This is a genomic window from Actinoplanes sp. NPDC049802, from assembly GCF_040656595.1.
In the GTDB taxonomy this organism is placed as follows: domain Bacteria; phylum Actinomycetota; class Actinomycetes; order Mycobacteriales; family Micromonosporaceae; genus Actinoplanes.
Genome location: NZ_JBFAMR010000021.1, coordinates 24,099 through 48,351, shown reverse-complemented (window position 1 = coordinate 48,351; position 24,253 = coordinate 24,099). Strand labels below are relative to the sequence as shown.

Annotated in this window: 20 protein-coding genes; 6 read left to right on the top strand and 14 right to left on the bottom strand. The window is 72.6% G+C overall.

The window, feature by feature from the left end; genetic code table 11:
- Nucleotides 1-204: 204 nt before the first annotated feature.
- On the top strand, nucleotides 205-759 hold the full coding sequence (locus AB0I88_RS16955; RefSeq protein WP_361024476.1) for a dephospho-CoA kinase: 555 nt from the start codon (nucleotides 205-207) through the stop codon (nucleotides 757-759).
- 1 nt (nucleotide 760) lies between these two features.
- Here the strand turns inward: AB0I88_RS16955 and AB0I88_RS16950 are convergent, their stop codons facing one another.
- The 6 genes from AB0I88_RS16950 to AB0I88_RS16925 form a co-directional block, all read right to left on the bottom strand.
- Nucleotides 761-1,870, bottom strand: coding sequence for a hypothetical protein (locus AB0I88_RS16950; RefSeq protein WP_361024473.1), 1,110 nt, complete (start codon nucleotides 1,868-1,870; stop codon nucleotides 761-763).
- The gene (locus AB0I88_RS16945; RefSeq protein ID WP_361024470.1) at nucleotides 1,867-2,397 is read right to left on the bottom strand and encodes a sigma-70 family RNA polymerase sigma factor; all 531 of its coding nucleotides are present in this window, start codon (nucleotides 2,395-2,397) and stop codon (nucleotides 1,867-1,869) included. The genes AB0I88_RS16950 and AB0I88_RS16945 overlap by 4 nt, the downstream gene beginning before the upstream one ends.
- A gap of 61 nt (nucleotides 2,398-2,458) precedes the next feature.
- Complete coding sequence (locus tag AB0I88_RS16940; protein ID WP_361024467.1) at nucleotides 2,459-3,928, bottom strand: glycosyltransferase family 39 protein; 1,470 nt, start codon at nucleotides 3,926-3,928, stop codon at nucleotides 2,459-2,461.
- Between the two features lie 146 nt (nucleotides 3,929-4,074).
- Nucleotides 4,075-4,998, bottom strand: coding sequence for a PfkB family carbohydrate kinase (locus AB0I88_RS16935; RefSeq protein ID WP_361024464.1), 924 nt, complete (start codon nucleotides 4,996-4,998; stop codon nucleotides 4,075-4,077).
- A gap of 69 nt (nucleotides 4,999-5,067) precedes the next feature.
- Nucleotides 5,068-7,179 carry an ATP-binding protein gene (locus AB0I88_RS16930; protein WP_361024461.1) on the bottom strand — a complete coding sequence of 704 codons (2,112 nt, stop codon included), beginning with the start codon at nucleotides 7,177-7,179 and terminating at the stop codon, nucleotides 5,068-5,070.
- A 43-nt stretch (nucleotides 7,180-7,222) separates the two neighbouring features.
- The gene (locus AB0I88_RS16925) at nucleotides 7,223-7,642 is read right to left on the bottom strand and encodes a response regulator (RefSeq protein ID WP_361024458.1); all 420 of its coding nucleotides are present in this window, start codon (nucleotides 7,640-7,642) and stop codon (nucleotides 7,223-7,225) included.
- A 195-nt stretch (nucleotides 7,643-7,837) separates the two neighbouring features.
- Here AB0I88_RS16925 and AB0I88_RS16920 point away from each other — a divergent pair, with 195 nt between their 5' ends.
- Nucleotides 7,838-10,075 (top strand): bifunctional diguanylate cyclase/phosphodiesterase, encoded by a 2,238-nt coding sequence (locus AB0I88_RS16920; RefSeq protein ID WP_361024454.1) that lies wholly within the window; start codon nucleotides 7,838-7,840, stop codon nucleotides 10,073-10,075.
- Between the two features lie 128 nt (nucleotides 10,076-10,203).
- On the opposite strand, the gene AB0I88_RS16915 is transcribed toward AB0I88_RS16920, so the two are convergent.
- From AB0I88_RS16915 to AB0I88_RS16895, 5 genes are all read right to left on the bottom strand, one after another.
- Entirely contained in the window at nucleotides 10,204-11,373 is a 1,170-nt protein-coding gene (locus tag AB0I88_RS16915) for a S8 family peptidase (protein ID WP_361024451.1), read from the bottom strand.
- Between the two features lie 192 nt (nucleotides 11,374-11,565).
- The gene (locus AB0I88_RS16910) at nucleotides 11,566-12,123 is read right to left on the bottom strand and encodes a hypothetical protein (protein ID WP_361024448.1); all 558 of its coding nucleotides are present in this window, start codon (nucleotides 12,121-12,123) and stop codon (nucleotides 11,566-11,568) included.
- A gap of 124 nt (nucleotides 12,124-12,247) precedes the next feature.
- Entirely contained in the window at nucleotides 12,248-13,450 is a 1,203-nt protein-coding gene (locus tag AB0I88_RS16905; RefSeq protein ID WP_361024445.1) for a GAF domain-containing sensor histidine kinase, read from the bottom strand.
- 20 nt (nucleotides 13,451-13,470) lie between these two features.
- Entirely contained in the window at nucleotides 13,471-15,546 is a 2,076-nt protein-coding gene (locus AB0I88_RS16900; RefSeq protein ID WP_361024442.1) for an ATP-binding protein, read from the bottom strand.
- 80 nt (nucleotides 15,547-15,626) lie between these two features.
- Nucleotides 15,627-16,895 (bottom strand): histidinol-phosphate transaminase, encoded by a 1,269-nt coding sequence (locus AB0I88_RS16895; RefSeq protein ID WP_361024439.1) that lies wholly within the window; start codon nucleotides 16,893-16,895, stop codon nucleotides 15,627-15,629.
- A gap of 183 nt (nucleotides 16,896-17,078) precedes the next feature.
- On the opposite strand from AB0I88_RS16895, the gene AB0I88_RS16890 reads away from it, so the two are divergent.
- Complete coding sequence (locus AB0I88_RS16890; RefSeq protein ID WP_361024436.1) at nucleotides 17,079-17,501, top strand: cupin domain-containing protein; 423 nt, start codon at nucleotides 17,079-17,081, stop codon at nucleotides 17,499-17,501.
- A gap of 39 nt (nucleotides 17,502-17,540) precedes the next feature.
- Here AB0I88_RS16890 and AB0I88_RS16885 read toward each other — a convergent pair whose 3' ends face one another.
- A complete protein-coding gene (locus tag AB0I88_RS16885) occupies nucleotides 17,541-18,053 on the bottom strand; it encodes a hypothetical protein (RefSeq protein WP_361024433.1) in 513 nt (170 codons plus the stop codon).
- A gap of 90 nt (nucleotides 18,054-18,143) precedes the next feature.
- On the opposite strand from AB0I88_RS16885, the gene AB0I88_RS16880 reads away from it, so the two are divergent.
- Complete coding sequence (locus tag AB0I88_RS16880) at nucleotides 18,144-18,956, top strand: siderophore-interacting protein (RefSeq protein ID WP_361024430.1); 813 nt, start codon at nucleotides 18,144-18,146, stop codon at nucleotides 18,954-18,956.
- 68 nt (nucleotides 18,957-19,024) lie between these two features.
- Here the strand turns inward: AB0I88_RS16880 and AB0I88_RS16875 are convergent, their stop codons facing one another.
- Entirely contained in the window at nucleotides 19,025-21,529 is a 2,505-nt protein-coding gene (locus AB0I88_RS16875) for a PAS domain S-box protein (RefSeq protein WP_361024425.1), read from the bottom strand.
- 158 nt (nucleotides 21,530-21,687) lie between these two features.
- Between AB0I88_RS16875 and AB0I88_RS16870 the strand changes: the two genes are divergently transcribed.
- Both AB0I88_RS16870 and AB0I88_RS16865 read left to right on the top strand, forming a co-directional pair.
- Nucleotides 21,688-22,635, top strand: coding sequence for an NmrA/HSCARG family protein (locus AB0I88_RS16870; protein ID WP_361024422.1), 948 nt, complete (start codon nucleotides 21,688-21,690; stop codon nucleotides 22,633-22,635).
- A gap of 105 nt (nucleotides 22,636-22,740) precedes the next feature.
- Nucleotides 22,741-23,292, top strand: coding sequence for a GNAT family N-acetyltransferase (locus tag AB0I88_RS16865; protein ID WP_361024419.1), 552 nt, complete (start codon nucleotides 22,741-22,743; stop codon nucleotides 23,290-23,292).
- Nucleotides 23,293-23,513: 221 nt separating this feature from the next.
- Here the strand turns inward: AB0I88_RS16865 and AB0I88_RS16860 are convergent, their stop codons facing one another.
- Nucleotides 23,514-24,227, bottom strand: a complete 714-nt coding sequence (locus AB0I88_RS16860) for a hypothetical protein (RefSeq protein WP_361024416.1) — start codon at nucleotides 24,225-24,227, stop codon at nucleotides 23,514-23,516.
- Between the last annotated feature and the right edge of the window lie 26 nt (nucleotides 24,228-24,253).

The window sequence follows — 24,253 nt, the reverse complement described above, 5'->3', positions numbered from 1 at the left end:
ATGCAGTTTTGTGCCACCAAAAGGCGAAACAATTACGCGATCGTGACGAGAAGGGGATTTCTGGTCGGTTATCGACGCCGGTGACCAGAGCTTTGCCGAGAAGTCTGTGGTGAGCCTGTGGAATCGGGAAACTTGAGCGAACGGCGCTGTGAGCCCGATCGCTCCCCGTCGGCGGAGGCCCGGGAGCAAATAGGATGATCACCCATGATGGCGGTGGAAAGGGACGTGGCCCAGCGGGTCGTCGCCTGGGCGGCCGGCCGGAGCCCGGCGATCGGGCGCCGGCGGATCGTCGCGATCGAGGGCCGTTCCGGATCGGGTAAGACCACCCTCGCGGCGGCGGTCGCGGACCGGACCGGAGCGCCGGTCGTCCACATGGACGATCTCTACGCCGGATGGGACGGGCTCCTGCCCGGGGTCACCGCGCTGCGCGAGTGGATCCTCGAACCGCTCGCCGCCGGAGAGCCGGCCGTGTGGCGGCGCTGGGACTGGACCGCCGGCGCGTACGGGGAGGAGCACCGCGTGCCGCCGGGCGCATGGCTGATCGTCGAAGGGGCCGGTGCGGGGGCGCGGGTGCTCCGCCCGTACCTCGCCGGGGTCGTCTGGCTGGAGTGCCCCACCGCGGAGCGCAAGCGGCGCGCGCTCGCCCGGGACGGCGAGACCTATGCCCCGCACTGGGACCGGTGGGCCGCGCAGGAGGCCGCCTTCTACGCGGACGAGCAGGTCCGCGAGTGCGCGGACCTGCTCGTCGAGACGTGCTGACTCACTCCTTCATGGCGTACTCGTCCAGGCGCGGGTCGTCGGCCGGGAGTTGCCGGAGGCCGGCCAGCAGGGCGTGGACGGCGGCCGCGTCACCGTGGACCTCGGTGGTGACCCGGCTTCCCGGCAGCACCTCGTAGGTGACGGAGCCGGAGGACCAGCGGAGAAGCGGGCGGCCGGCCAGGTCCTCGAGTCGTTCTCCGGGGCGCAGGTCCACCGCGATCGGCTGGGACCGGCCACTGATCACGTCGACGAGCCGTTCCCGGGTGCCGTCGGTGAGCCGGATGTACCAGTTCTCCGTCGAACCCTCCGCCGGATACCGCGGGCCGGTCCGCTGATGCAGGACACGCATCCGCGGGAACCGGCTCCCGGACCAGACGACCTGGTCACGGTCGGTGCCGACCGCGGACATGATCTTGCGGGCGTCCGCCAGGGAGTGCCCCGCGACCGATGCCTGCCAGTGTTTGCCCCGGTCGTCGGCCCAGATCCAGGAGTAGTGGATGCCGTCCTCCTGCTGGTAGTCGTAGCGGACCGCCGGACGGCCGTTGAGGGTGTCGGCGGTGCGCAGCGGCTTCGGATTCACCTCGGCACCCTCTTCCTCGTAGGAGATCCGGTCGACCGGGCCGCTCACCCAGACACCGCCGCGCATCACGCCCGTCGCGTCCAGTTCCGCGGCCACCAGCGAAGGCGTGGTGCAGGCCACCGGCCAGGTGGACTCGCGGGCGAAGATGTCGACGAGCCGCCAGCCCGCGGGGATGACGGTCGGGAACAGCCGCACCCGCGCCTTGTCCGGGCGGATCGGATCAGCGTGCCCCTCGAAGGAGGACCCGCAGCTGAGCGAGCCGTCCACCGCGACGGCCGCGGACACCAGCGGGTCCGGCTCGGGCGACCACAGCCGGGTCCCGGCGACCGCCACCACCACTGCGGCGGTGGTCAGCCCGGCCAGCACGGCCAGACGGCGGCCGTGCCGGCGCGGCCGGGAACGGACGGCGACCGCGTGCCGGCGGTGGTCGACGGCGGCGCGGATGGCGGCCAGCCGCTCGGCGTCACCGGGTTCGGCGCCGGGCGCCGGGTCGGCCGCGAGCAGAGCGGACGGCAGATCGTGGCGGCTCATCGCAGGCCTCCCGGAACGGTGGCGGGCAGAACGTTCGAGCCGGCGTCGCCGGCCATCTCCCTCATCGCGGCCTCCAAACGGCGGCGGGCCCGGTGCAGGCGCACGGCCAGCGTGCCCCGCGAACAACCCAGCGCGGCCGCCGCCTCGGGCCGGGTCAGCCCGTCCCAGGCCAGCAGCATCAGCAACTCCCGGTCGTCGGCGGGCAGCCGCTCCAGGGCGCGGCCCACCACGCCGGACGGGACCCCGGCGGCCGGTACGGGCTGGGCGGCCAGCCGGTCGTGCAGGGCCTCCCGCCGCTGCTCCGACCGGCGCACGTTCGCGCTGACCCGCCGGGCCACCCCGAACAGCCACGGACGGGCCGCCTCCGGGATCTCGCGCAGCCGCCGCCACGCCACCACGAACGTCTCGGCGACCACCTCGTCGGCCTGGTCGCCGTCGACGCGGCGGCGTGCGTACGCCAGCACGGCCGCGGCGTGGTCGCGCCACAGCCGGTCGAATCTCTCCTCGTCGGGCGCGTCGTCGCCCACTCGTGCCTCCCCGGTCGTGAACATCCCTCACCGGGGGATGTGTCCGGCAGACGGCGAGAGATTACCGGCGCACCAACAGGGTGATGCCGAGCAGCGGATAACTCCAGCGACGGGCGACCCGGTAACCGTCGCCGATCCGGTCCCGTTTGGCGGGCGCCATGTCCGCCAGCGGGTCGGCCGGGCTGTCCACCCGGATCACCCAGATCCGGCCGGGCGTGCCGAGGCAGGCGGCCTCCGGGCACTCCCGCGCGGACAGCCGGCCGCTGAGCCGCTGACCGGTGGTGGCGAGCACGTCCGGCGGCCTCGGGGCGGGCAGATAGCGCAGGTAGAGATCGCGCGGGGCCCAGCCGATGCTGGGATGCGAGTCGGGGAACACCGCCACGTCGCCGGGGCGGTGGAGCGGGCGGATCACCGCGGCGATGCGGGCCGAGTCCTGCCCGTGCCCGGCCGGCTCGCGGATGTCCCGCTGGACCGGGTGGCCGAGCAGCGCGGCGAGCGCGACGACGGCGGCCAGGTGCGCTCGGCCGGCCCGGACGGCGGCCCACGCGGCGAGCACCGCCAGGGCGGGGACGGTGATCAGGACGTACCGGGCCACCCACACCGGAGTGAACACACCGGCGGCCAGCAGCAGCACGATCGGGGCGAAACCGGCGCCGGCCAGGCAGAGCGCCGGGGACGGCCGGCCCGGCGTGTTCGTCTCGCCCGTGCGGCGCGTGCCCAGGATCGCCGGGGACAGCCGGCCCGGCGTGTTCGTCTCGTCCGTGCGGCGCGTGCCCAGGATCGCCAGGCCCAGGATCAGGCCGCCGAGCGCGGCGGAGAGGAACAGCTGCTTCGGCACGTTCCGCACGGTCTGTTCGCCGACCCGGGTGATCCACGAGAGCTGCGCGGACTGCCCGGCCGCCATCAGGCAGAGCGCCACCGCCGGAAGGCTCCCGGCCAGCGCGGCGGGCGGCCAGCGGCGTGGCAGGCGCCATCCGGGCAGCGCGTGCCCGGCGACCATGAGCAGGCCGCTCAGCGGATGGCACAGGCCGGTCAGCGCGACGGCGCCCGCGTAGACCGCCGTTCGCGCGAGTGTCGGCCGCTCCAGCAGGCGGATCAGGGCCAGCAGGGCCAGGGCCGCGAACAGCATGGCGAGCGCGTACGGGCGGGCCTCCTGCGCGTATCGCGAGGTGACCGGCAGGATCGCGAACAGCAGCCCGGCACCGAGACCGGTGCGGTCGCCGCCGGCCCGCCGGCCGAGCGCGACCACCGCCAGCGTGGTGGCGATCATGGCGAGCAGCGAGGGGAGGCGCAGGGCCGCCGTGCCGGTCCCGGCGATCGCTGCGAAAGCCTTCAAACCGGCATAGTACGGCGTGAGCACCGCGTCAACCGCGTCAGCCAGCCGCCAGAGCCGCCCCCAGCTCAGCCGGACCGCTCCCCACGTGGCCAGCTCGTCCGCCCACAACGCCGCCCCGGTCAGCCGCCAGCCCCCGAGCACGGCCGCGACCGCCGCCGGAAGAGCCCACACCAGCGGAGCCGTCACGCGTCGCACCGGACGAACCCTAGAAGCGGCCGCCCGGGCGGCACGACGATCGCCGCCCGAACAGTCCGTGAACGTCAGGTGAGCGGGGGCGTGAGGCCGGCCCGCCGGGCGGGCCGGGGTCGGATGGGTGCCGGTGTGAGGCCGCCGGGCGGGGGTCAGGTGGTGGCGGGCGTGAGGCCGACCCGCCGGGCGAGTTCGACGATCGCCTCCCGGCGGCCGGTGCCGAGACCGTGCCGGGTGACGTTGAGCGCCCCGGCCGCCGCCCCGGTGCGTACCGCCTCGTGCATGTCCCCGCCGCGGGCCATCACCGTGGCCACCCCGGCGGTCATCGAGTCACCGGCCCCGCGGTGGTCCACCACCTGCAGCGACGGCAGGTCGACGAGCAGCGGATCGTCCTCCAGCAGGGCGACACCGGGCCGGTCGGCGCGGCTGATCAGCACCGACCCGGCGCCCTGTCTCCGCAGCTCGCGGGCGGCCGCCAGCATCGCCTCGTCGCTGTCGTCACCGGCCCGCCCGTCGTCGAGCAGTTCCTCGTGGCTCACCTTGAGGAAGTCGACGCCGCCCTCCAGCACCGCGGTCAGATGGTCGCCGGACAGGTCGGCGACCACGGTGCCGCCGTGGGCGCCCAGGTCGGCGGCGAGCCGCCGGTACACCTCCGGCGGCACCACCTGCGGGGCGGCCGGGCCGCTGAGCACGCTGACGTCGGCGTGCAGCCCGGCGGCCAGGGCGGTGCCGTACAGCTCGTCCAGGTCGTGGCGGCCGAGCGGGGCGCCGGCGAAGTCGGCCACCGTGTCCCGGGAGCCGTCCCGGCGGTCGTGCACGTACCAGCCGCTCCCGCCGCTGCGGCGTACCGTCCGTACCTCGATGTTCTCGTGGCACATGAGCGCCGCGACCACCTCGCCGATCTCCCCGCCCACCGCCGCGCAGAGGGTGACGTCGGCGCCCAGCCCGGCGCACATCCGGGCCTGCCAGACGCCCTGCCCGCCGGGGTGCACGTGCAGTTCCGGCTCCTCGCCGGAAGTCTGCTCGACGGTGACGGTGAGCTGGGGAACCGGTGCGAAGACCATGACCGTGGACATGGCCGTCGCGTACCCCGGACCGGGCCGGTCAACCCTGGACCGCGCCCACGATCGACAGGGTGGACGAGGCTACGGCACGTTCGCGGGCAGGCGGTCGCCCGACCGGATTCCGGCGATCGTGAAGGTGAAGACGGTTCCGCCGCCCGGGTTCGGCATCGCCTCGATCTGCCCGCCGTGCCGCTCCACGATCCGGCGGCAGATGGCCAGGCCCAGTCCGGTGCCGGGCATCGCGGTGCCGTTGCTCGCCCGGTGGAAGCTGTCGAAGACGGCCGCGTGCTCCCCGTCCGGGATGCCGATGCCCCGGTCCGCCACCTGTACCCGGACCATGCCGTTCCCGGCGTCGCGGGCGGTGACGTCGATCCGCGGCGCCTGGCCCGGCGGCGTGTACTTGATGGCGTTGCCCACCAGATTGTCGACCACCTGGCGCAGCAGCACCCGGTCGGCCCGCACGTCCGGCAGCGCGGCGACGAAGACGTCCGGCCGGGACCCCGGCCCCTCCGGCGCGTCGGCACGCGCCGCCACCACGTCGTCCACCAGCGCCCGCAGATCCACCCGGTCCACACGCAGCGTCGCGTCCCGGGCCGCCGTGTAGTCCAGCAGCTCGGTGATCAGCGTCTGCATCCGGATCGCCCCGTCGATCACCTTGGCGGCGCCGCGGCGCACCAGTTCCAGCGTGTTCGCGCCGGGAGCCGGGTCGCCGAGGGCCTCGGTGATCAGTTCGGCGTATCCGCGTACCGAGGTGAGCGGCGCCTTCAGATCGTGGGCCACCACGCCGGCGAACCCGCGCAACTCGTTCTCCACATGCTTGCGGTCGGTGATGTCGTGGAAGACGGCCACCGCGCCGCGCTCCCCGCCGGACGTCTCGATCGGCCGGGCCGACACGCTGATGATCCGGCCCTCCGGGTGCTCCGGGCCGCGGACCACCATCTCCTCCTCGTCGGTGTCCTCCCCGTTCAGAGCCCGGTTCAACGGCAGCCGGCCGTCCGGGTACGGGGTGACCCCGTCCGCCAGGAACAGCTCCGACCGGCCCCGCCGGGTCCCCAGGATCCGCTCCGCCGCCGGGTTGTACATCAGGAACCGGCCGTCCGGGCCGACCACGCCGACACCGTCGCTGATCCCGTTCAGCACCGCCGACAGCAGGCCGGCCTGACGGTGGCTCTCCCCTTCGCGGGCGCGTAGTTCGGCGATGGCCGTACGGACCCTGGCCTCGGCGCGTTCCCGGGCCGTCGCCAGCACCCAGACCAGGGCCGTGAGCAGCACCGTCAAACTCAGCCCACCCCCGGCCACGGCGAACGGCAGCACACTGTGCGCGCCCGGCAGACGGTCGCGGACCGCCGAGAGCCGCAGCACCCACGTCCCGCCGGCCACCGGCACGGCCACCGTACGGTGCAGGTCGCGCTCACCCGGCTGGCCGGAGCGCAGCGCGGCGACGACGACGCCCCGGCGTTGCTCGTCGGCGGCCACCAGCTCCAGGTCCAGCAGGCCCTGCCCGGCGTTGGCCAGAGTGGCGCCCATGAAGTCCTGACCGCGCACGCCGAGCATGATCCAGCCGAGGAAGCGCCGCGGTTCCTGCTGATGGACCGGGGCGGTCAGCACGAACGAGAGCTGCCGTTGATCGGCCGGCAGATCCCGGTCGGCGAGCAGCTGATAGGTGTCCGACACCGCCACCCCGCCGGTGCGCCGGGACTCGGCCAGCGCGGCGGCCGGCGCCTGCGCCCCCATCATGTCCAGGCCGGCGGGCGCCGTCCGGTCACCGAGCGACCTCACGTAGATCGAGAAGGCGTGGTCGCCCCGCCCGTACGGGGCCAGCGTGAGATCCGGCGCCGCCCGCTCCCGCCACAGCCGCTGCACCGAGTGGACGCCGGTGTCGTCGGACGGCACGATGAACGCGATCGAGCTGGCCCCGGCCAGCTGCATCGAACCCAGCGGCGCGGTCATTGCCGAGTACTCGGTCCGGGTGAGGACCTGCTGCGCCCCCGCGGAGGCCGCCGTGGCGCGCAGCATGTCCACGTAGCGGCGGGTCTCCGCGCGGACCGCCTCGGCCGCGGCCGCCGTGCGGCGATCCATCTGGACCGCGCCGGCCTGCGACTCACGCCGCTCCAGTTCGACGCTCACGCCCAGGGTCACGGCGCAACACACCAGTGCCACGAGCGCGCTGATGAGTGACCGCTTCCTTCTCACACCCGGACTATCGACCGGCACGGCCACCCGGCTGAGCACGATCTCACGGGCGGGGCGGCAGCAGCCAGCGCACCCGGCGTACCAGCTCGGCCGGATTCACCGGCTTGGCCAGGTACTCCTCGGCGCCGGTGACGAACGCCAGCTCGATGTCGGTCTCCGAGGCCATCCCGCTCAGCATGATCACCGGGATCTCGGCGGTGGCCGGGTCCGCGTGCATCCGGTAACAGACGCTCACCCCGTCCAGGCCGGGCATCACGACGTCCAGCACCACCAGGTCGGGACGGATCTCGGCGACCATCGTCAGCGCGGTGCAGCCGTCCGCCGCGGTCGCCGTCCGGTAGCCGGCCATCTGGAGTTTGAACGCCACCAGGTCCCGGACGTTCTCGTCGTCGTCCACCACCAGCACGATGGGCCCGGTGCCGGTACGCGTCGGAACGGTGTCCACATCCATCAGAGCCGTCATGATCTCTCCGGTTCTCCTCGCTGGGCCCGGCGGGCCGTGCCGCCGGAGTCGACCCGAGCTATCGGCCCGGCCATCGCCCCCGCCAGCCAAACGTCGGTTGCCGGCCGGTTGCGGCGTGAATCACCGGAGAGGTCAGGTCCCCACCGTGCCCGCCGATGGAGAGTCCCGTCCCACCACCGCAGGCGAAAGGCACCGATGACCACAGACCGGAAGACGGCCGTGTTCTACGGCCTGACGGGCGCCCTCCTGCTCGCCGTGCTCGGGAACCTGCTCGCCGGCGGGGTGCCGCTGGAGGCGTTCACCAGCCTGTCGATGATCGTCTTCGACCTGGTGGGCGCCGTCTTCGCCGTGCTGGCCAGCCGGCGTCCCGGACTGCACCCCCGTACCCGGCGGGCCTGGCGGTGGATCGCCGCGTCGAGCGTCACCCTGTCCGGCTGCTCCATCGCGTACGCCGTGTTCGCCGGAATCCAGATCTTCCCGGCCCCCGGCGACGTGTTGCGGCTGCTCTTCGTGCCGATCATGCTGACCGGGCTGCTCGCCCTGCCCCGGCGTGCCGCCGCCGGCGGACTGGCCCGCGCCAAAGCCCTGCTCGACGTGGGCACCGTGGTGGCCGGCGGTGGCATGGTCATGTGGTACTTCATCATCGCCCCGACCCTGAGCGGCCACGGCCTGTCCCCGGCCGTGGTGGCCGGCGCGATCGCCTTCCCGATCGGCGACCTGGTCCTGCTCTTCGGGGTCAGCCTCGTCCTCGTGCAAGGCGCCGACGCGGCCGTACGCCGTCCCCTCAGCCTGCTCGCCGCCGCCATGCTGTTCGAGATCGTCGGCAACGTCTGGCTCGGCTACCTGCGCTCGCACCAGGACTTCAAACCGCTCACCTCGTGGCAGTTCGGCTGCTGGGCGATCGGCCACTTCCTCATCGCGGCCGCCGCCTGGGAACAGAACCGTGCCGCCAGCCGCACCGCCGCCGGACTCTACCCGGAACCGGCCGTCAACCGGATGCCGTACCTCAGCGTCCTCCTCTCCCTCGGCCTGCTCGCCGGCGTCACCGTCCACCGGGCCGACGCCTCGCTCACCGGCCTGGTCCTCGGCGTCGTCGCGCTCACCGGCTTCGTCGTCGCCCGGCAGGTCGTCGCGCTCCGCGAGAACCACGAGATGGCCGTCACCGACGGGCTCACCGGCCTGGCCAACCGGCTCCGGCTGCACGACTCCCTCGGCCGTGCCCTGGCCCGCTCCGCACGCGGCGGCCGCCCGGCCGGCGTGCTGCTGGCCGACCTCAACGGCTTCAAGGAGATCAACGACACCCTCGGGCACGCCGCCGGCGACCGCATGCTGATCGAGTTCGGCGGCATGTTGCGCCGCTCCGTACTCGGCTACGACGTGGTCGGCCGGCTCGGCGGCGACGAGTTCGCCGTGGTCCTGCACGACATCGGAACCCGCGCCAACGCCGAAGCGGTGGTCCGCCGGCTGCGCCAGGAGATGGAACTGCCCGTCATGATCGGCGACGTGGTGGTGAAGATCCGGGCCGCCGTCGGCATCGCCATCGCGTCCCCCGGCGAGACCGACGTCGACACCCTGCTCCGCCAGGCCGACGAAGCCATGTACGAGGACAAGCGCCGCACCCGTCAAGGCCGCGCCGGAGAGGACGAGGCCCTCGCCGCCGATCTGTGGGGCGCCGCCGAGCGCGGCGAGCTGCGCGTGCACTACCAGCCCGTCGTCGACCTGCCGACCGGCGAGATCAACGGCATGGAAGCCCTGGTCCGCTGGGAACATCCGGCCCGCGGCCTGATCCCGCCCGGCGACTTCATCCCGGCGGCCGAACGAACCGGCGCCATCGCGGAGATCGGCGCCTGGGTGCTGGCCGAGGCGTGCGCCCAGGTGGCCCGCTGGAGCACCGCCGGCCGGCGCCTGCACCTCGCCGTCAACGCCTCGCCACGCCAGCTCCAGCCCGGCTTCGCCGACCGGGTCGTCGCCATCCTCGACCGGACCGGCCTGCCCGCCGCCGACCTGATCATCGAGGTCACCGAGAGTGTCCAGGTGGAGAACGCCGACGTCGTCACCGAACTCCACCGGCTGCACGCCCACGGCGTACGCATCGCCCTCGACGACTTCGGCACCGGCTACTCCACGCTGCGCTATCTCACCCAGCTGCCCATCGACATCCTCAAGATCGACCAGTCCTTCGTGGCGGTCCTCAACGGCACCGCCCACGGCGCCGTGGTCGCCGACACCGTCCTGCGCCTCGGCCGCATGATGAACCTGGTCACCATCGCCGAAGGCGTCGAATCCGCCGAACAGGCCACCGAACTCGTCTCCCTCGGCTGCCGCAGCGCCCAGGGCTACCACTTCGCCAAACCCATGCCTGCCGCGGCCTTGGAGACTCTCCTGCTCCCGTCACAGACCTTCTCCGGTACGGCGTTCCCCGCCACCCGGTGACAACGGCCGTCCCGCCGGCGCCCCGCGATCACCTGCCACTCCAGCCCCTGCCGCGCCCGCCGGGCCGAGCTCAGTGGTCCTGGTAGGAGCGAACGGTGGGGGACGAGAGCCCCCACCGTTCGCCGGCGTCACTGCGTCACGAAGAGCAGACGGTTCGGGGAGCTGGTGCCGGGGCTGGTGACCACGCCGGTGGTGGCGCTCGCGGTCAGCGACGAGGACACCTGGGCGGGGGTGTAGGACGGGTTGCGGGACAGCACGAGGGCGGCCGCGCCGGCCACGTGCGGCGAGGCCATCGACGTGCCGCTGATCGTGTTGGTGGCCGAGCTGCTGGTGTACCAGGCCGAGGTGATCGACGAGCCGGGCGCGAAGATGTCCAGGCAGCTGCCGTAGTTGGAGTAGCTGGCCCGGGCGTCGGTGCTGGTGGTGGCGCCGACCGTGATGGCGGTGGGCACCCGTGCGGGCGAGGCGTTGCAGGCGTTCGCGTTGGAGTTGCCGGCCGCGACGGCGTAGGTGATGCCGGCGGCGATCGAGTTGCGCACCGCGGTGTCGAGGGACGTGCTGGCGCCGCCGCCGAGGCTCATGTTGGCGACCGCCGGCTTGACCGCGTTCGAGGTGACCCAGTTGACGCCGGCGATGACCCCGGCGGTGGTGCCGGAGCCGGAGCAGCTCAGCACGCGTACGCCGACCAGCCTGACCGCCTTGGCCACACCGTACGTGGACCCGCCGACCGTGCCGGCGACGTGGGTGCCGTGGCCGTTGCAGTCGACCGCGCCGCTGCCGACGGCGTCGTAGCCGGCCGTGGCCCGCCCGCCGAACTGGCTGTGGCTGTAGAGGATGCCGGTGTCGATGATGTAGGCCGTCACGTTGGAGGCGGTGACCGGGTAGGTGTACGTGGTGCTCAGCGGCCGGGCCCGCTGGTCGATCCGGTCCAGGCCCCACGGTGCGTTGTTCTGGGTGGCGGCCAGGGAGACCACCTGGTTCTGCTCGACGTAGGCCACCTTGGAGTTCGCGGCCAGCCGCTTGGCCTGCGTCTCGGTGAGGGTGGCCTCGTAACCGTTGAGGGCCTTGCCGAAGCTGCGCTTCACGGCGCCGCCGTACGACTTGGTGAGCCCGGCCTCCGTGGCGCCGGACTTGAGCACCACGATGTAGCTGCCGGGGATCGCGTCCGCGGTGCCGGCCAGCCGGATGGTCCCGGTCGCCGGAGCCGCCGCGGCCGGGGTCCCCGTCGCTACGACTGCCGTGGCCAGCGCGAACAGACCGGCGGCCAGGATGCGGCCGCCATTGCGTCGAATCGCCATGATCTTCCTCTCTCGCGCGCCGGCGGCGAGCATCCGAGGGATCGATGCCCATCGCTCGACTTCTCCTGGTGAGCGTACGGGCGCGATTCGTTCACACCTAGATATCGAAATGTATATATCTTGTTTCCGGGGGTCGGGCGCCGACCGCCGGGCAGGGGCGGGCGACCCCGGCCCCGGCTCGCCGAAAACGCGTCACGGCACCGCGCCGAGCATCGTCAGCACCCCGGTGAACAGCGCCGTGGTCGCCTCCTGATCGAGGTGCCGTGCCTGCCAGCCACGATCCTGGGTGCCCTGGAGAACACCGACCATCGTGGTACGCACGGTGCGCAGCGTGGCGGGGGACAGCAACACGGCCGAGGTGCCGTCGGCGTGCGCGGCCCGGGCCGCCGACCCGACCGCGACCAGGGCGGCGGCCGCCCCGTTGAGGATCTGCGCGACGTGCAGCCGGTCCCGGTCGAGGTTGAACGCCGCCACGTGCACGGCCAGCCCGAGCGCCGTCACGAGGCGGCCGGTCTCGTCCCCGCTGAGCACCGCCGGCATGGTCGCCGAGTCGTCCTCGACCGTCCCGATCCCGGTGCAGAACCCGGCGATCAGCTCCTCGGCCACCACCAGCGGGATCGGCGTGGCCGGATCGGGGAACCGGCGCCGCAGGGCGGCCTCCACGGCGTCGCGGACGATGTACTCCGGGACGACCCGGTTCTGCTCGGTCAGCCGCTCGATGATCACCGAGACCACCTCGTCGATGGTCATCACGACGCCCCTGCCGCGCCCCGGCGCCGCGGCCGGGCCGGCGCCGGGCCCGATGGTCCGCTCGCGGGCTCGCTCAGGACGCCGGGCTGCTGCATTCCCTCACCGTAGCCGCGCACCGGCGGCCTCAGGTGACGGCGGGCAGCGTGATGCAGGCGACCGTGCCGGACGGCGTGCCGGTCAAGGTCAGCGTCCCCTGATGCGACTCGACGACGTTGCGGGCGATCGTCAGGCCCAGACCGACACCGGGAACGGCCTGCTCCCGGGCGTGCCGGCCGCGGTAGAAGCGGTCGAAGACGTAGGGCAGCTCGGCGTCCGGGATGCCGGTGCCGGAGTCCGCGATCTCCACGTAGGGCTGTGGCGCCGCGCCGGCCCGGATCTCGATCGGCCGGTCGGGCGGGGTGAACAGCAGCGCGTTGCGCAGCACCTGCCCGATGGCGCCGGCCAGCCGGGTCAGGTCGGCCCGGACCAGCACGGCCTCGTCGGAGCGCACCCGCGGCGGCCTGGAACGCAGCCCGATCAGCGGCCGGCAGGTGTTCAGCGCGGCCCGTACCACGGTGTCCAGCCCGACCGTGCCGGCCGGCGGCGGCAGCGGCGCCTCCGCCGGCCGGGTGCCGGCCAGCAGGTGGTCGACCATGTGGACGAGGCGTTCGCCGTTGCGGTGGATCGGCTCGATCAGCCGCCGGTACGCCGACAGCTCCTCCTGGTCGCCGAGGATCTCCAGATAGCCCTGGATGGACGCGACCGGCGTACGCAGCTCGTGGCTGATCGTCGCGACCAGGTCCTCCTCGCGCCGCGCGGCCCGGGCCAGTTCGTCGCCGAGGTCCGCCATCCGCATCCGGTCGCGCATCGACGACAGGTGCACGGCCGCCTGCCCGGCGAACGTCGTCAGGTTCCGGATCTGCCGGTCGTGGAACCGGTGCGGCCGGTCGTCGACGACACACATGGCGCCGAGCGTGTGACCGTCCTCGTCGATGATCGGCGCACCCGCGTAGAAGCGGATGTTAGGCGTGCCGGTCACGTTCGGCAGGTTCGCGAAGCGCGGGTCGAGGGTGGCGTCCGGCACGATCAGCGGGGCGCGGGCCGGGACCACGTGCTTGCAGAACGACACGTCCAGCGGGGTCTGCTGGTCGGCGAGGCCGGTGCTGCCGGCGAACCACTGCCGGTCCCGGTCGACCAGCGAGACCGCCGCCATGGGAGTGTCGAACATCGACGCGGCCAGCCGGGTGAGGTCGTCGAGCACGGCCGGGCGGGGCCGGTCCAGCACACCGTACGAGCGCAGAGCGGCCAGTCTGGCCCGCTCGTCGGAGTCCTGGAGTTCGTGCCCCACGACTGTCCTTCGGCGGCCGGTCAGCGGAGCTGAGCGGAATCGGGGGCCGGTTCCCGGTCCTGGGCGGTCTGCGCGGCCGGGACGGTGAAGACGAACCGCGACCCGCCGCCCGGATTGTCGGACGCCGTGATGGTGCCGCCGTGCCGCTCCACGATCCGTTTGCAGATGCCCAGGCCCAGACCGGTTCCGGCGTAGCCGGCCGTCCGGTGCGCCCGGTGGAAGTCGCCGAAGATCTCGTCGTGCTGCCCGGCCGGGATGCCGATGCCGTTGTCCGCCACACAGACCCGGACCAGCCCGTCGCAGACCGTCGCCGTCACCGTCAGTGCCGGGATCACGTCCTTCGCCGTGTACTTGACGGCGTTGCCGATCAGATTGTCCAGCAGCTGCCGCAGCAGCACCGGATCGGCCTGCACCGGGGGCAGGTCGCCGACGGTGAACCGGGGCGCCGGCTGGCCGGCCCCGATCGCCGCGTCCAGCCGGGCCACGGTCACCTCGGACACGATGGCGCCCAGGTCGACCGGGACCGCCGCCACCGTGGCGTCGCGGGCCGTGGTGTTCGCCAGCAGGCCGTCGATCAGCGACCGCATCCGGTCGGCGGCCCGCGACACCCGCAGCAGCGCGTCCTCGGCCTCCGCCGCCGCCGGGTGCCCCGGCATCCGGGCCACCGACTCGGCGGCGATCTCGGCGAAGCCCTGCACCGCGGTCACCGGGTTGAGCAGGTCGTGCGCCACCACCCCGGCGAAACTGGCCAGCTCGTCCCGCTGCCGGCGTTCGGCCGTGACGTCGTGGATGAGGACCACGGCGCTGCGCCGGCCGTCCTGGCCGACGAGGGTGGCGGCCCGTGCCGTGATGATCCGGCCCTCCGGGACGGCGGGGTTGCGGATCAGCAGGTCGGTGGGGGGCACGTCCTCACCGGCCAGCGCCCGGGCGTGCACCATCCGGTCGTCGGGAACCGGGCTGCCGTCCAGGTCGAAGACACCGTAGTGGGCGCTGCCGGCCACCTTGTCGCCCGGCTTGGTGAAGCCGCCGAGCAGCCGGACCGCGGCCGGGTTGCGCAGCACCACCCGATTGTCCGCGTCGATCACGGCGAGCCCGTCGGCGGTGGAGTCGAAGATCGCCCGCAGCAGGTCCTTCTCGGCGGCCAGTTCGGCGATCAGCGCGGTCCGCTCGTCGCGGCCCGTGGCCAGCGCCATCCCGACGACCGCCACGATCACGACGAACAGCTGGGCCACGAAGGCCCGGGTGGTGAAATCCGCGATGGTCGCGAACGGGCCGCTGCCGTACAGCGTGAACCCGATCGCGATCAGTCCGACCAGCAGATCGTGCGCCACCACGAACGGTGTGGCGAGCCGGGTGGCGGCCCAGACCGTGACCGCGATGAGCGTGAACGCGATCGGCAGGCTCCCGGTGTAGGAGAACCCGGTCAGGTAGGCGGCCAGGGAGCAGACCGTGAGGGCGGAGTACTCGGCGGCCCGCCGCCGGGGTGTGGCGGCCAGTGTGGCCCGGCAGCCACGCCACCAGGACCGCAGTGTGCCGTGCCGGGCCCGGTAGCGGGCGAGCAGGTGGGCGGCGTACAGGCCGGCCGAGCCGATCAGCAGGATGCTCGCGGTGTTGCGGGCCAGCCAGACGACGGTGGCCGGCCACGAGTGCCGGCCGGTGAGCAGCCAGATGGAGGTGGGGCCGATCACGGCGCCGGCCACGGTCGCCCCGAACGCGGCGCCGAGCAGCGCCCACAGGTCCCGGGGACCGCGCATCGGCCGCGGCCCGGCGGTCCACAGCGTGGGCCACCACCGGTCGATCAGGGCCAGAAAGGTTCCGATCTGTACCAGGTTGGTGACGACGAACAGCGCCGCCACCGCGGCCGTCGCGCCGGTCGCCATGTTCACCACCATGGTGATCACGGCGAGCGCGGCGACGTCCAGCCAGCGGAGAGGGGCCTTCCGCTGGGCGCAGAACCAGACCACGCCGACACCGGCGGCCGGCCACACCATGCTCATGTCGCTGCCGGGCAGCACGGTGAGGCGGCCCGTGACCGTCGCGGCCAGGTACGCGGCGGCGAAGAGACCGGTGCGGGCCAGTGATCGTCGGTAGGTCATCACTCGTTCTTCCGCGAGGCTTCTTCCCCGAGCATGATCCTCGGGGAGACCTATCGGCCGGAGAACGGGTTTTCTGAGCCTCAGCCCACGGCGGCCCGGCGGGCGGTGTACTCACCGCCGTTGCGGTGGCCGGGGTAGGGGATCAGGTTGTCCGGCTGGTCCTCGTACGCCGGCTCGGCCCAGCGGCGGCCGGTGGACTCCAGCGGGTCACTGTCGTAGACGGACCGGCTGTGGAAGCGCTGCGCGTACTCCATCATGCCGTCCACCAGGCGGTCCACGTCGGCGGCCGGGCGCACCACGAGGCGCATGAACTGGCTGGTCATGCCGAGCTTGTTGCCGCACTCGCGGGTCATGATGCCGTGGTTGGCGACCAGGTAGTCGCGCAACGCCACGCCGGACCACTCGTTCGGCAGCTTGACCAGGAAGAAGTTGCCCTGCGAGGGGAACACCGTCATGCCCTGGACACGCTGGAGCTCACGGCCCATCGAGCGGCGGTCCCGGCTGAGCAGGCGCAGGCTCTCCTCGTACTCCATCTCGTGTTCTTGAATCATGTGAACGACCTTCTCCGCGAGGGAGTTGAGGTTCCACTTCGGCAGCATCCTCGCGATCTTTCCGGAGATCGCCGGGTTGGCCAGCATGTAGCCGAAGCGGATGCCGTGCAGGCCGAAGTTCTTGCCGAGGCTCTTGAGCACCACCGCGTTGGGGCGGATCACCGCGTCCGGGCCGACCGAGGGGTAGCGCTCGGCGTCGGAGAAATCGATGAACGACTCGTCGACGACGACCAGGTCCAGGTCGCTGAGCGCGTCCATGAAGCGGATCACGTCGCGCCGCGGGATGTAGTGGCCGTCCGGGTTGTTCACGTTGCAGACCACCGCGACCCGGGACTTGCGCTCGCGGATGAACTCGACGTACTCCTCCAGATCGAGGCGGAAGCCGTCGCGTTCCTGCAGCGGGAACATGTCGACCCGCTTGCCGGTCTCCATCGGCTGGTCGGTCCACCGGCCGAAGGTGGGGATCGGGATCGCCACGCTCTCCTTGATCAGCAGATGGTCGATCCAGGTGATCAGCTCGGTCGAGCCGTTCGCCATGGCCACCGTCTGCGGGTGCAGGCCGAGCACGCCGGCCAGTTTCTTGGTGATGGCGGCCGAGTCGCTCGGGTAGTACTTGAGGATGCTCTTCAGATCCCGGCTGAGCTCGTCGAACATCTCCGGGGTGGGGAAGTACGGGTTGCACGGGATGCAGAAGTCGACGATCTCCACACCCTCGCCGGCGGCCCGTGTCACGTCGAAGTACGACGCGCTGTGCGAGCCCTTGTGCAGCATCGACGTATCGATTCCGGTCCGTGCCACGGTTGTCCTCCCGAACCCCTCGGTGATGGTGCCGCCACCGGGTACGAGAGCCCCACGCGGATCGTTCACAAAATCGTCGATGTGCGGGGAGGTTTAAGCCGCAGGAAAGGAAACCGTCCCCCGCCACCGATGATCAACTTGCTCGTTCTCCCACCAGTGGCTGTCGTGACAGGGATGGTGGAGATGCGCGGTTTGATCAGGGTGGGCCTGGCCGGAGTCGTGGTGTTCGGGGCGGTGATGACCGCGAGCCCGGCGCACGCCACGCCCGGGCACGGGGTGACCGCCGAGGTGGTCTGGCAGTGGACCGTGAAGGACACCGACTACGTGCTGCGCGAGATCACCATCCGGCCGGGCGGGACCACCGGCTGGCACCGGCATCCCGGCCTGGTCTTCGCCAACGTACGCGCCGGCACGCTCACCCACCGGATGTCCGACTGTGCCACGGTACGCCGGTACCGGACCGGCGAGAGCCTCATGGAGGCGCCCGAGGAGCCACGCGCCCATCTCGGTGAGAACCGCGGCAGCGAGCCGGTGGTGCTGGACGTCGTCTACGCCTCGCCGAAGGGCGTGCCGCTCTCCGCCGACGCCCCGGATCCCGGCTGCTGACCGGGCGAGCGCGGACCACCCGGATCCGGGTGATGATCGTCAGCGCCGGCCCCGTCGCCGCCGGACCTGCCGCCGGGCCTGCCGCCGGGCCGCCCGGTCGCCGCGGGGCCGCAGCTGCCGCGGTGGCGGGTTCTCCAGGTGACGGGTCCGCCGGTCGTGCCACCAGAACGCCAGAAGCCCGGCCAGCAGGAAGCCTCCCGCGCCGGTCAGGTCCCCGGGCAGGTCGTCCCAGTCCTGCAGGGCCATGCCGGGCGAGGCGACCATCGACGGGTCCCGCTCGTACACCTGGATGGGGACCCAGTCGTTGCGCTTCGGATGGCCGGCGAGCCGGGTGGTCCACGGGGTGATCAGCTCGCCCTCGTGGTGGAAGGCGACGATCCAGGCGGGCCCGTCCGCATGCTGTTCGACATGGTCGACGCGGGCTCGGGTGTGGACCGAGTTGTACTTGAAGTCGATCTCGCGGACCCCGTCCGCGCCGGTCGCGATCAGGAGGGAGAGCGCCACGATGACGAAGACGCTTCCGACCGCGGGTATCCGCCAGCCGTCGCTCATCCGATCATCGTGGCATTCACGCGCATCCCTCCGGCCGTCCCGCGCCGGTGTCTGGACCACCCGGGGTTCTTAGGTTAGGTTCACCTAACTATGGCGACGTTCCAGCTCCGCAAACCGGTCGACCCGCACGTCCTGCTGCTCGAGGTGACCAAGACCGAGCGGATCTCGCCGAACATGGTCCGGGTGACGCTCGGCGGCGACGGCCTCGAACGGTTCACGCCGCTCGGCTTCGACCAGTGGTTCCGGCTGTTCCTGCCGCGCCCCGGGCAGGACACGCTCAAGCTACCCACCCGCACCTCCGGTCTGTGGTATGCGCAGTACCTCGCCACCGCCCGGCCCAAGCGGCCGTTCGTGCGCAACTACACGGTCCGGGCGTACCGGCCGGACGGGCTCGACATCGACTTCGTGGTGCACGCCGACGACGACGGGCACAGCGGCCCGGCCAGCGCGTTCGCCCTCTCCGCCGACCCGGGCGACCAGGCCGGGCTGCTCGACCAGGGGGTCGGCTACCACCCGCGGCACGACCACGACTGGACGCTGCTGGTCGCCGACGAGACCGGGCTGCCCGCGGTCGCCGGCGTGCTGTCGTCACTGCCGGAGGACGCCAAGGGCGTGGCCGTCGTCGAGCTGCCGTCGATCCAGGACCGGCAGGACTTCCGGGTGCCGCCCGGGGTCACCCTGCACTGGGTGGCCCGCGACGGTGCCCCGGACGTGCCGGGACGGCTGGCGTTGCGGACCCTGCGCGCGGCGGAGCTGCCGGCCGGGCCGGTGTACGCGTACCTGGTCGGCGAGTCCGGGCTGGTCACCGGCGGGCGGCGGCATCTCGTCGAGGACCGGGGCGTGCCGAAGAGCGTGATCGACTTCATCGGATACTGGCGGCACGGTCACGCCGCGCCCGGCTGACCCGTGTTCCGGAAGGGACGGCCACGCCGCAGCCCGGCCATCTCTTCCGGGACACCGGCGGGGTCCCCTCAACGGGGCAGTGTCACGGTGAACCGGGTGCCGCCTCCGGGCCCCGGCTCGGCGACGATCGTGCCGGCGTGGGCGGCGACGATCGCCTTGGTGACCGCCAGGCCCAGCCCGGTTCCCTTGATCTTGTGATCGATCGCGGTGCTCGCCCGGAAGAAGCGGGTGAACAGCTTCGGATACTGCTCGGGCGGGATGCCGATGCCGGTGTCGGTGACCGCCACCGTCACGGTGTCGGCGTTCGCCCGGGCGGTGACCGTGACCGTGCCGCCCACCGGCGTGTACTTGATCGCGTTGGAGAGCAGGTTGTCCAGCACCTGCCGCAGCCGGGCGGCGTCCCCGGCGACCATCGGCAGCACGTCGATCTCGGTGATCAGGTCCACCCGGGCGGTCAGCCGGTGCTCCTCGACGGTCTGGCGCAGCAGCCGGTCCAGGCGCAGCGGCCGTGAGTCCAGCGCGTCCGGCCCGCTCTCGAACCGGGCCAGGTCCAGCAGGTCCTCGACCAGGTGCAGCAGGTGGGCGCTGGTCCGTCCGATGGCGGCCAGTTCGGGGCGCCCGGCGAACTCGGGCTCCTCCCGCAGCGAGTCGGTGTAGGCCGCGATGATCGCGATCGGGTTGCGCATCTCGTGGCTGACCACGGCGACCAGTTCGTCCTTCATCCGGTCCAGCTCCCGCAGACGGCGCACCTGCTCGCGCTCCCGGGCCAGCAGGGCCTCCCGCTGATCGGCCAGCTCCCGGCGTTCGGTGACGTTGGTGCTGATCCCGTCGACGTAGAGGCGGCCGTCCTCGTGCCGGGTGACGCCACGGGTCCACACCCAGCGGGTCCGCCCGTCGTACCCGATGACCCGGCACTCGAACTCGGCCGGCCGGCCGGAACCGATCCGCTCGTGGAAGGCCAGGAACGTCGGCAGATCGTCCGGGTGCATCCGCTCGGCGAGCGTGCGGCTCATGTCCGAGTCGGTCGGCAGGACGCCGCCGAAGACGCCGGTCGCCCCGGGGCTGGAGTAGACCGACCGCACCGTGCCGTCCGGCATCACCTCGACCGTCCAGAAACAGTCGTCGACCTGCTCGATCACCCGGTTGAAGTCGCGTCGCGCGGTGGCCAGCGCCAGGGTCAGGTCCTCGGCCCGGCGGCGTTCCACGAACCGGCCGATCTGGGCCGCGATGTCCCGCAGCATGGTGAGGATGTCGTCGTCGCGGGTGACCGCGGTGTCGGTGAAGAACGTCAGCACCCCGGCCACCCGGGCGCCGTTGTGCACCGGCATGCCGATCGCGGCGCGCAGCCCCAGCCGGTGGCCGAACGGCAGCCGGCCCGGATCGGCGAGGCCGCCCCGCAGGTCGTTGCTCCAGATGTCGGCGCCGGTGGCCCACACCGCGCCGGGCACCCCCTGTCCGGCGCTGAACGCCAGCGGGCTGTCGCCGGTGAACCCGGTCAGGTCGAACCCGGGCCGCGCCCACGAGCCGGCCCGGACGATGCGGCGCCGATCGTCGTCCACCTCCCAGTACTCGGCGCAGGCCCAGTCCAGTTCGACGGCGATCGCGGTGGCCGCGGCCATCGCGGAGTCCCGGGCCGAGACCGCCTCGGACAGCGCCCGGGCCACCGCGTACCGGCAGCGGCGCAGCAGATCGGCCCGGTACGCGTCGGTGATCTCGTGCATCGCCACCACGGCGCCGAGGCGGCGGCCGTCGGGTGTGTCGATCGGCCGGGCATTCGCCAGGAAACGGCGCGCCGGCCGGCCGGGCGCGACCACCACCACCTCCTCGTGCTGCACGGTCTCACCCGCGTAGGCGCGGGCCAGGGGCGCCTCGTCCGGCTCCATCGGGGTACGCCCGTCGGCCCGGCGCAGATGGTGGGTCCCCACCCGGGAATCCGCGCCGACCGGTTGCCGCCCGATGCCGTGGATCTCCCGCATCGCCGGGTTGAACTGGGCCAGCCGCCCCTCGCCGTCGCACGCCGCCACACCGGTGTCCAGGCTGTTCAGCAGCGCCTGGAGGAAGGCCCGCTCCCGCCGCAGCTCGGTGCGGGCGGCGGCCCGGTCGGTGATGTCGTGCAGGAAGGCGTGGAAGGCCGGTTCGCCCCGCTCGAACCGCGCCTGGAGGGTCATCTCGACCGGGAACTCCCGGCCGTCCCGGTCGACCGCGTACAGCTCGAGCCGGCGCCCGGCCAGGTCCGACACCCCGGATCGGCGGACCCGGGCCAGCCCCTCGTCGTGCGCGGCGCGCAGGCGTGGCGGGATCATCAGTTCCCCGGCCGGGCAGCCGATCGCCTCCGCGGCGGTCCAGCCGAACAGACGTTCGGCGGCGATGTTCCAGGCCGTGATCACGCCTTCGGCGTTCATCGACACGAAGGCGTCGTGCGCGTTGTCCAGCACCGCCCGCAACCGGGTCGCGGTATGCACCGCCTCGTCCCGTTCGGCGCGGAGGGCGGCGATCTCCCGGTTGAGCGAGTCCACGCCCGCCGGGCCGTGGGTCCGGCCCGGCGTGGCGATCAGCTCGTTGTCACGCCCCATCATCGAAACCGTTCGGCAACCAGGAGCCACCGCTGAGGGCGATGGGGATCGGACGTGACGGCGATCTCATTGCATCGGGAATTATCGATTCCTTGGGGAGGTTGAGCGGGTCACGAGAGGCCGACAGGACCTCGCGGAAAGCGAAAGAAGTGATCAAAATGGGTCAGCAGAAGGTCATCGCGGTCGTCGGCGCCACCGGTGCGCAGGGCAGCGGTCTGGTCAAGGCGATCCTGGCCGACCCCGACGGCGGGTACGCGGTCCGCGCGCTCACCCGGGATACCACCTCACCCCGCGCGCAGGAGCTGGTGAAGCTCGGCGCCGAGGTGGTCCAAGCGGACAACTATGACGAAGAGAGCCTGGTCCGGGCGTTCACCGGGGCGTACGGCGCCTACCTGGTGACCGACTTCTGGGCGCACATGTCCGCCGACAAGGAGCTCGAGGAGGCCGCCAACCTGGCGAACGCCGCGAAGCGGGCGGGCCTGGCGCACGTGATCTGGTCGACGCTGGAGGACACCCGCGACCACATCCCGGTCCACGACGACCGGATGCCCACACTCCAGGGCAGGTACAAGGTCCCGCACTTCGACGCCAAGGCGGAGGCCGACGAGCTGTTCCGTGCGGCCGGGGTGCCGACCACCTTCCTGCGCACCACCTTCTACTGGGAGAACCTGGCCAACGGCTGGGGCGCCACCCGCGACGCCGACGGGGTGCTCACCCTGAGCCTGCCGATGGGCGAGTCCAAGCTGGCCGGCATCGCGGTCCAGGACATCGGCAAGACCGCTTACGCGATCTTCAAGGCCGGATCCGGGTACGCGGGACGCACCGTGCACATCGCGGGCGAGCATCTGACCGGCGAGCAGATCGCGGCCGGCCTGTCCCGGGCCGTCGGGGAGCGGGTCGTCTACCGGCCGCTCACCCACGACGCCTACCGTGACCTCGGGTTCCCGGGTGCCGACGAGGCGGGCAACATGCTCCAGTACTACACCGAGTTCGAGGACTATTTCACCGGTGTCCGCGACCTCGACGAGGTCCGCCGGCTCAATCCGGAGCTGCAGACCTTCGACCGGTGGCTGGCCGCGAACGGCCACACCATCCCGACGGCCTGACCCTCGGCCGAACCGCGCCCCGCCCCGCCCCGTCGCGGGGCGCGGCGGCCGCCGAATACACCTAGCCTCCTAGGATGATCTGGAGGGGCGGTAGGATGCGACTCCGTGACCGAGCAGATCTCCATCGCCCGTCCGGCCGACCGTCCGCGGATCGTCCGGTCCCTGGTGGCGGCGTTCCCGCAGGACCCGGTTCTGCGGTTCCTCTTTCCCGACCCGGAGGCCTATCCGGCGCAGGCCGCCGCCTTCTTCGGCTACCTCTTCGACAAGCGGGTCCGCAAGGAGACGATCTGGACGATCGGCGGCGGGGCGTCGGTCGCGATCTGGGAACCGCCCTCCGGCGGCGACACCCCGGCCGGGGAGATCGACCTGCCGTCCGGCGCGCTGGCACGGATGAAGGAGTACGACGAGGCGGTCCACGCCGCGCTCCCGGACGGGCCGTTCTGGTATCTGGGCGTCCTCGGCACCGACCCGGCGAGCGCGGGCCGTCGCTGGGGCCGGGCGGTGATGGCCGCCGGGCTGCGCCGGGCCGCCGAGGACGGCCTCCCGGCCGTCCTGGAAACGAGCAGACCCGCCAGCGTGGACCTCTACCGCCGTGCGGGCTGGCGGGTGCTCCGCGAGTTCAGCACACCCCTGCCGACCTGGGTGCTGACGCGGTGACGGCCGGAGCCGTCCGGGCACCCTCGCGCTAGCCGCCATCCAAGACCCAGCGTGTGGGGTTGGGGTGTGATTCGGGCCCGAATCCCACACGCCGGGGCCGCCGGTGGGTGGGTTCGTTCTCGGGCGTGGCGTCTTCCAGGAGCCAGCGTGTGGGGTTGGGGTGCGATTCGAGCCCGGACCCCACACGCTGGATTGAGGGTGCGCCTTCGGGTGCGGGCTCGTCAGGTCCGGGGCGACGCCCTGGACCTGGGTGACGTCGGTGCCTGGTCGCCGTGATGGTCAGGCGCTTGTCGGTGCGGCCCCGTGCGGTGGGTGGCGGTGAGCCAGATGCCGAGGATCAGCAGGAGTTCGCCGACGTTGCCGATCCAGAAGGCGGTGACCGCGGCGGCCGCCGCCGCGAACATGGCGATCGCGCCGGTCAGCAGCCAGGGCCGCCGGGAGTACGCCAGGAGGGCGGCGCCGATGGCGATCAGGATGACGATGGTGGCCACGGCCGGGATCGGCGGACCGTGGGCGGCGGCGTTGGTGTAGCGGAGGGTGCCGGCGTAGCGGGTGGGCTCCAGGTCGAGGGCGACGATGTCGATCCGGATGCCGACCGCGATGAGCGCGATCGTCACGGCGCCGAAGACGGCGGGAGTGGCGCGGCCGGTGAAGAAGCGGACGCCGTGGCGGCGGGCCAGGCCGACCCCCACCATGATCAGCAGTGGGACCAGGACGCCGTGCGCCGCGTAGCGGGGGAACGACAGGGTCTCCAGGGTGGCGCCCTCGCCGACCGTGGCGCCGATCGCGATCACCGTGTTGTCCCAGATCAGGCCGATCAGGACCAGGATCAGGAGGGTGAGCGCCCAGTCCGGCCGGCGGCGGCGCAGGGCGATCACCATGCCGAGCAGGACCGTCTCCGCCGTTGTGATCAGGCCGAAGAGCGCGCTGAGCATACGTGGCCCCGTTTCGTTGAGGGAAA

Bases quoted from the DNA above. Each gene is read 5' to 3' on its own strand.
- AB0I88_RS16885 (WP_361024433.1), bottom strand. From the start codon at position 18,053: ATGAGCGACGGCTGGCGGATACCCGCGGTCGGAAGCGTCTTCGTCATC.
- AB0I88_RS16920 (WP_361024454.1), top strand. From the start codon at position 7,838: ATGACCACAGACCGGAAGACGGCCGTGTTCTACGGCCTGACGGGCGCC.
- AB0I88_RS16925 (WP_361024458.1), bottom strand. From the start codon at position 7,642: ATGACGGCTCTGATGGATGTGGACACCGTTCCGACGCGTACCGGCACC.
- AB0I88_RS16900 (WP_361024442.1), bottom strand. From the start codon at position 15,546: ATGACCTACCGACGATCACTGGCCCGCACCGGTCTCTTCGCCGCCGCG.
- AB0I88_RS16935 (WP_361024464.1), bottom strand. From the start codon at position 4,998: ATGTCCACGGTCATGGTCTTCGCACCGGTTCCCCAGCTCACCGTCACC.
- AB0I88_RS16955 (WP_361024476.1), top strand. From the start codon at position 205: ATGATGGCGGTGGAAAGGGACGTGGCCCAGCGGGTCGTCGCCTGGGCG.
- AB0I88_RS16950 (WP_361024473.1), bottom strand. From the start codon at position 1,870: ATGAGCCGCCACGATCTGCCGTCCGCTCTGCTCGCGGCCGACCCGGCG.
- AB0I88_RS16870 (WP_361024422.1), top strand. From the start codon at position 21,688: ATGGGTCAGCAGAAGGTCATCGCGGTCGTCGGCGCCACCGGTGCGCAG.
- AB0I88_RS16860 (WP_361024416.1), bottom strand. From the start codon at position 24,227: ATGCTCAGCGCGCTCTTCGGCCTGATCACAACGGCGGAGACGGTCCTG.
- AB0I88_RS16875 (WP_361024425.1), bottom strand. From the start codon at position 21,529: ATGGGGCGTGACAACGAGCTGATCGCCACGCCGGGCCGGACCCACGGC.
- AB0I88_RS16890 (WP_361024436.1), top strand. From the start codon at position 17,079: ATGCGCGGTTTGATCAGGGTGGGCCTGGCCGGAGTCGTGGTGTTCGGG.
- AB0I88_RS16915 (WP_361024451.1), bottom strand. From the start codon at position 11,373: ATGGCGATTCGACGCAATGGCGGCCGCATCCTGGCCGCCGGTCTGTTC.
- AB0I88_RS16880 (WP_361024430.1), top strand. From the start codon at position 18,144: ATGGCGACGTTCCAGCTCCGCAAACCGGTCGACCCGCACGTCCTGCTG.
- AB0I88_RS16910 (WP_361024448.1), bottom strand. From the start codon at position 12,123: ATGACCATCGACGAGGTGGTCTCGGTGATCATCGAGCGGCTGACCGAG.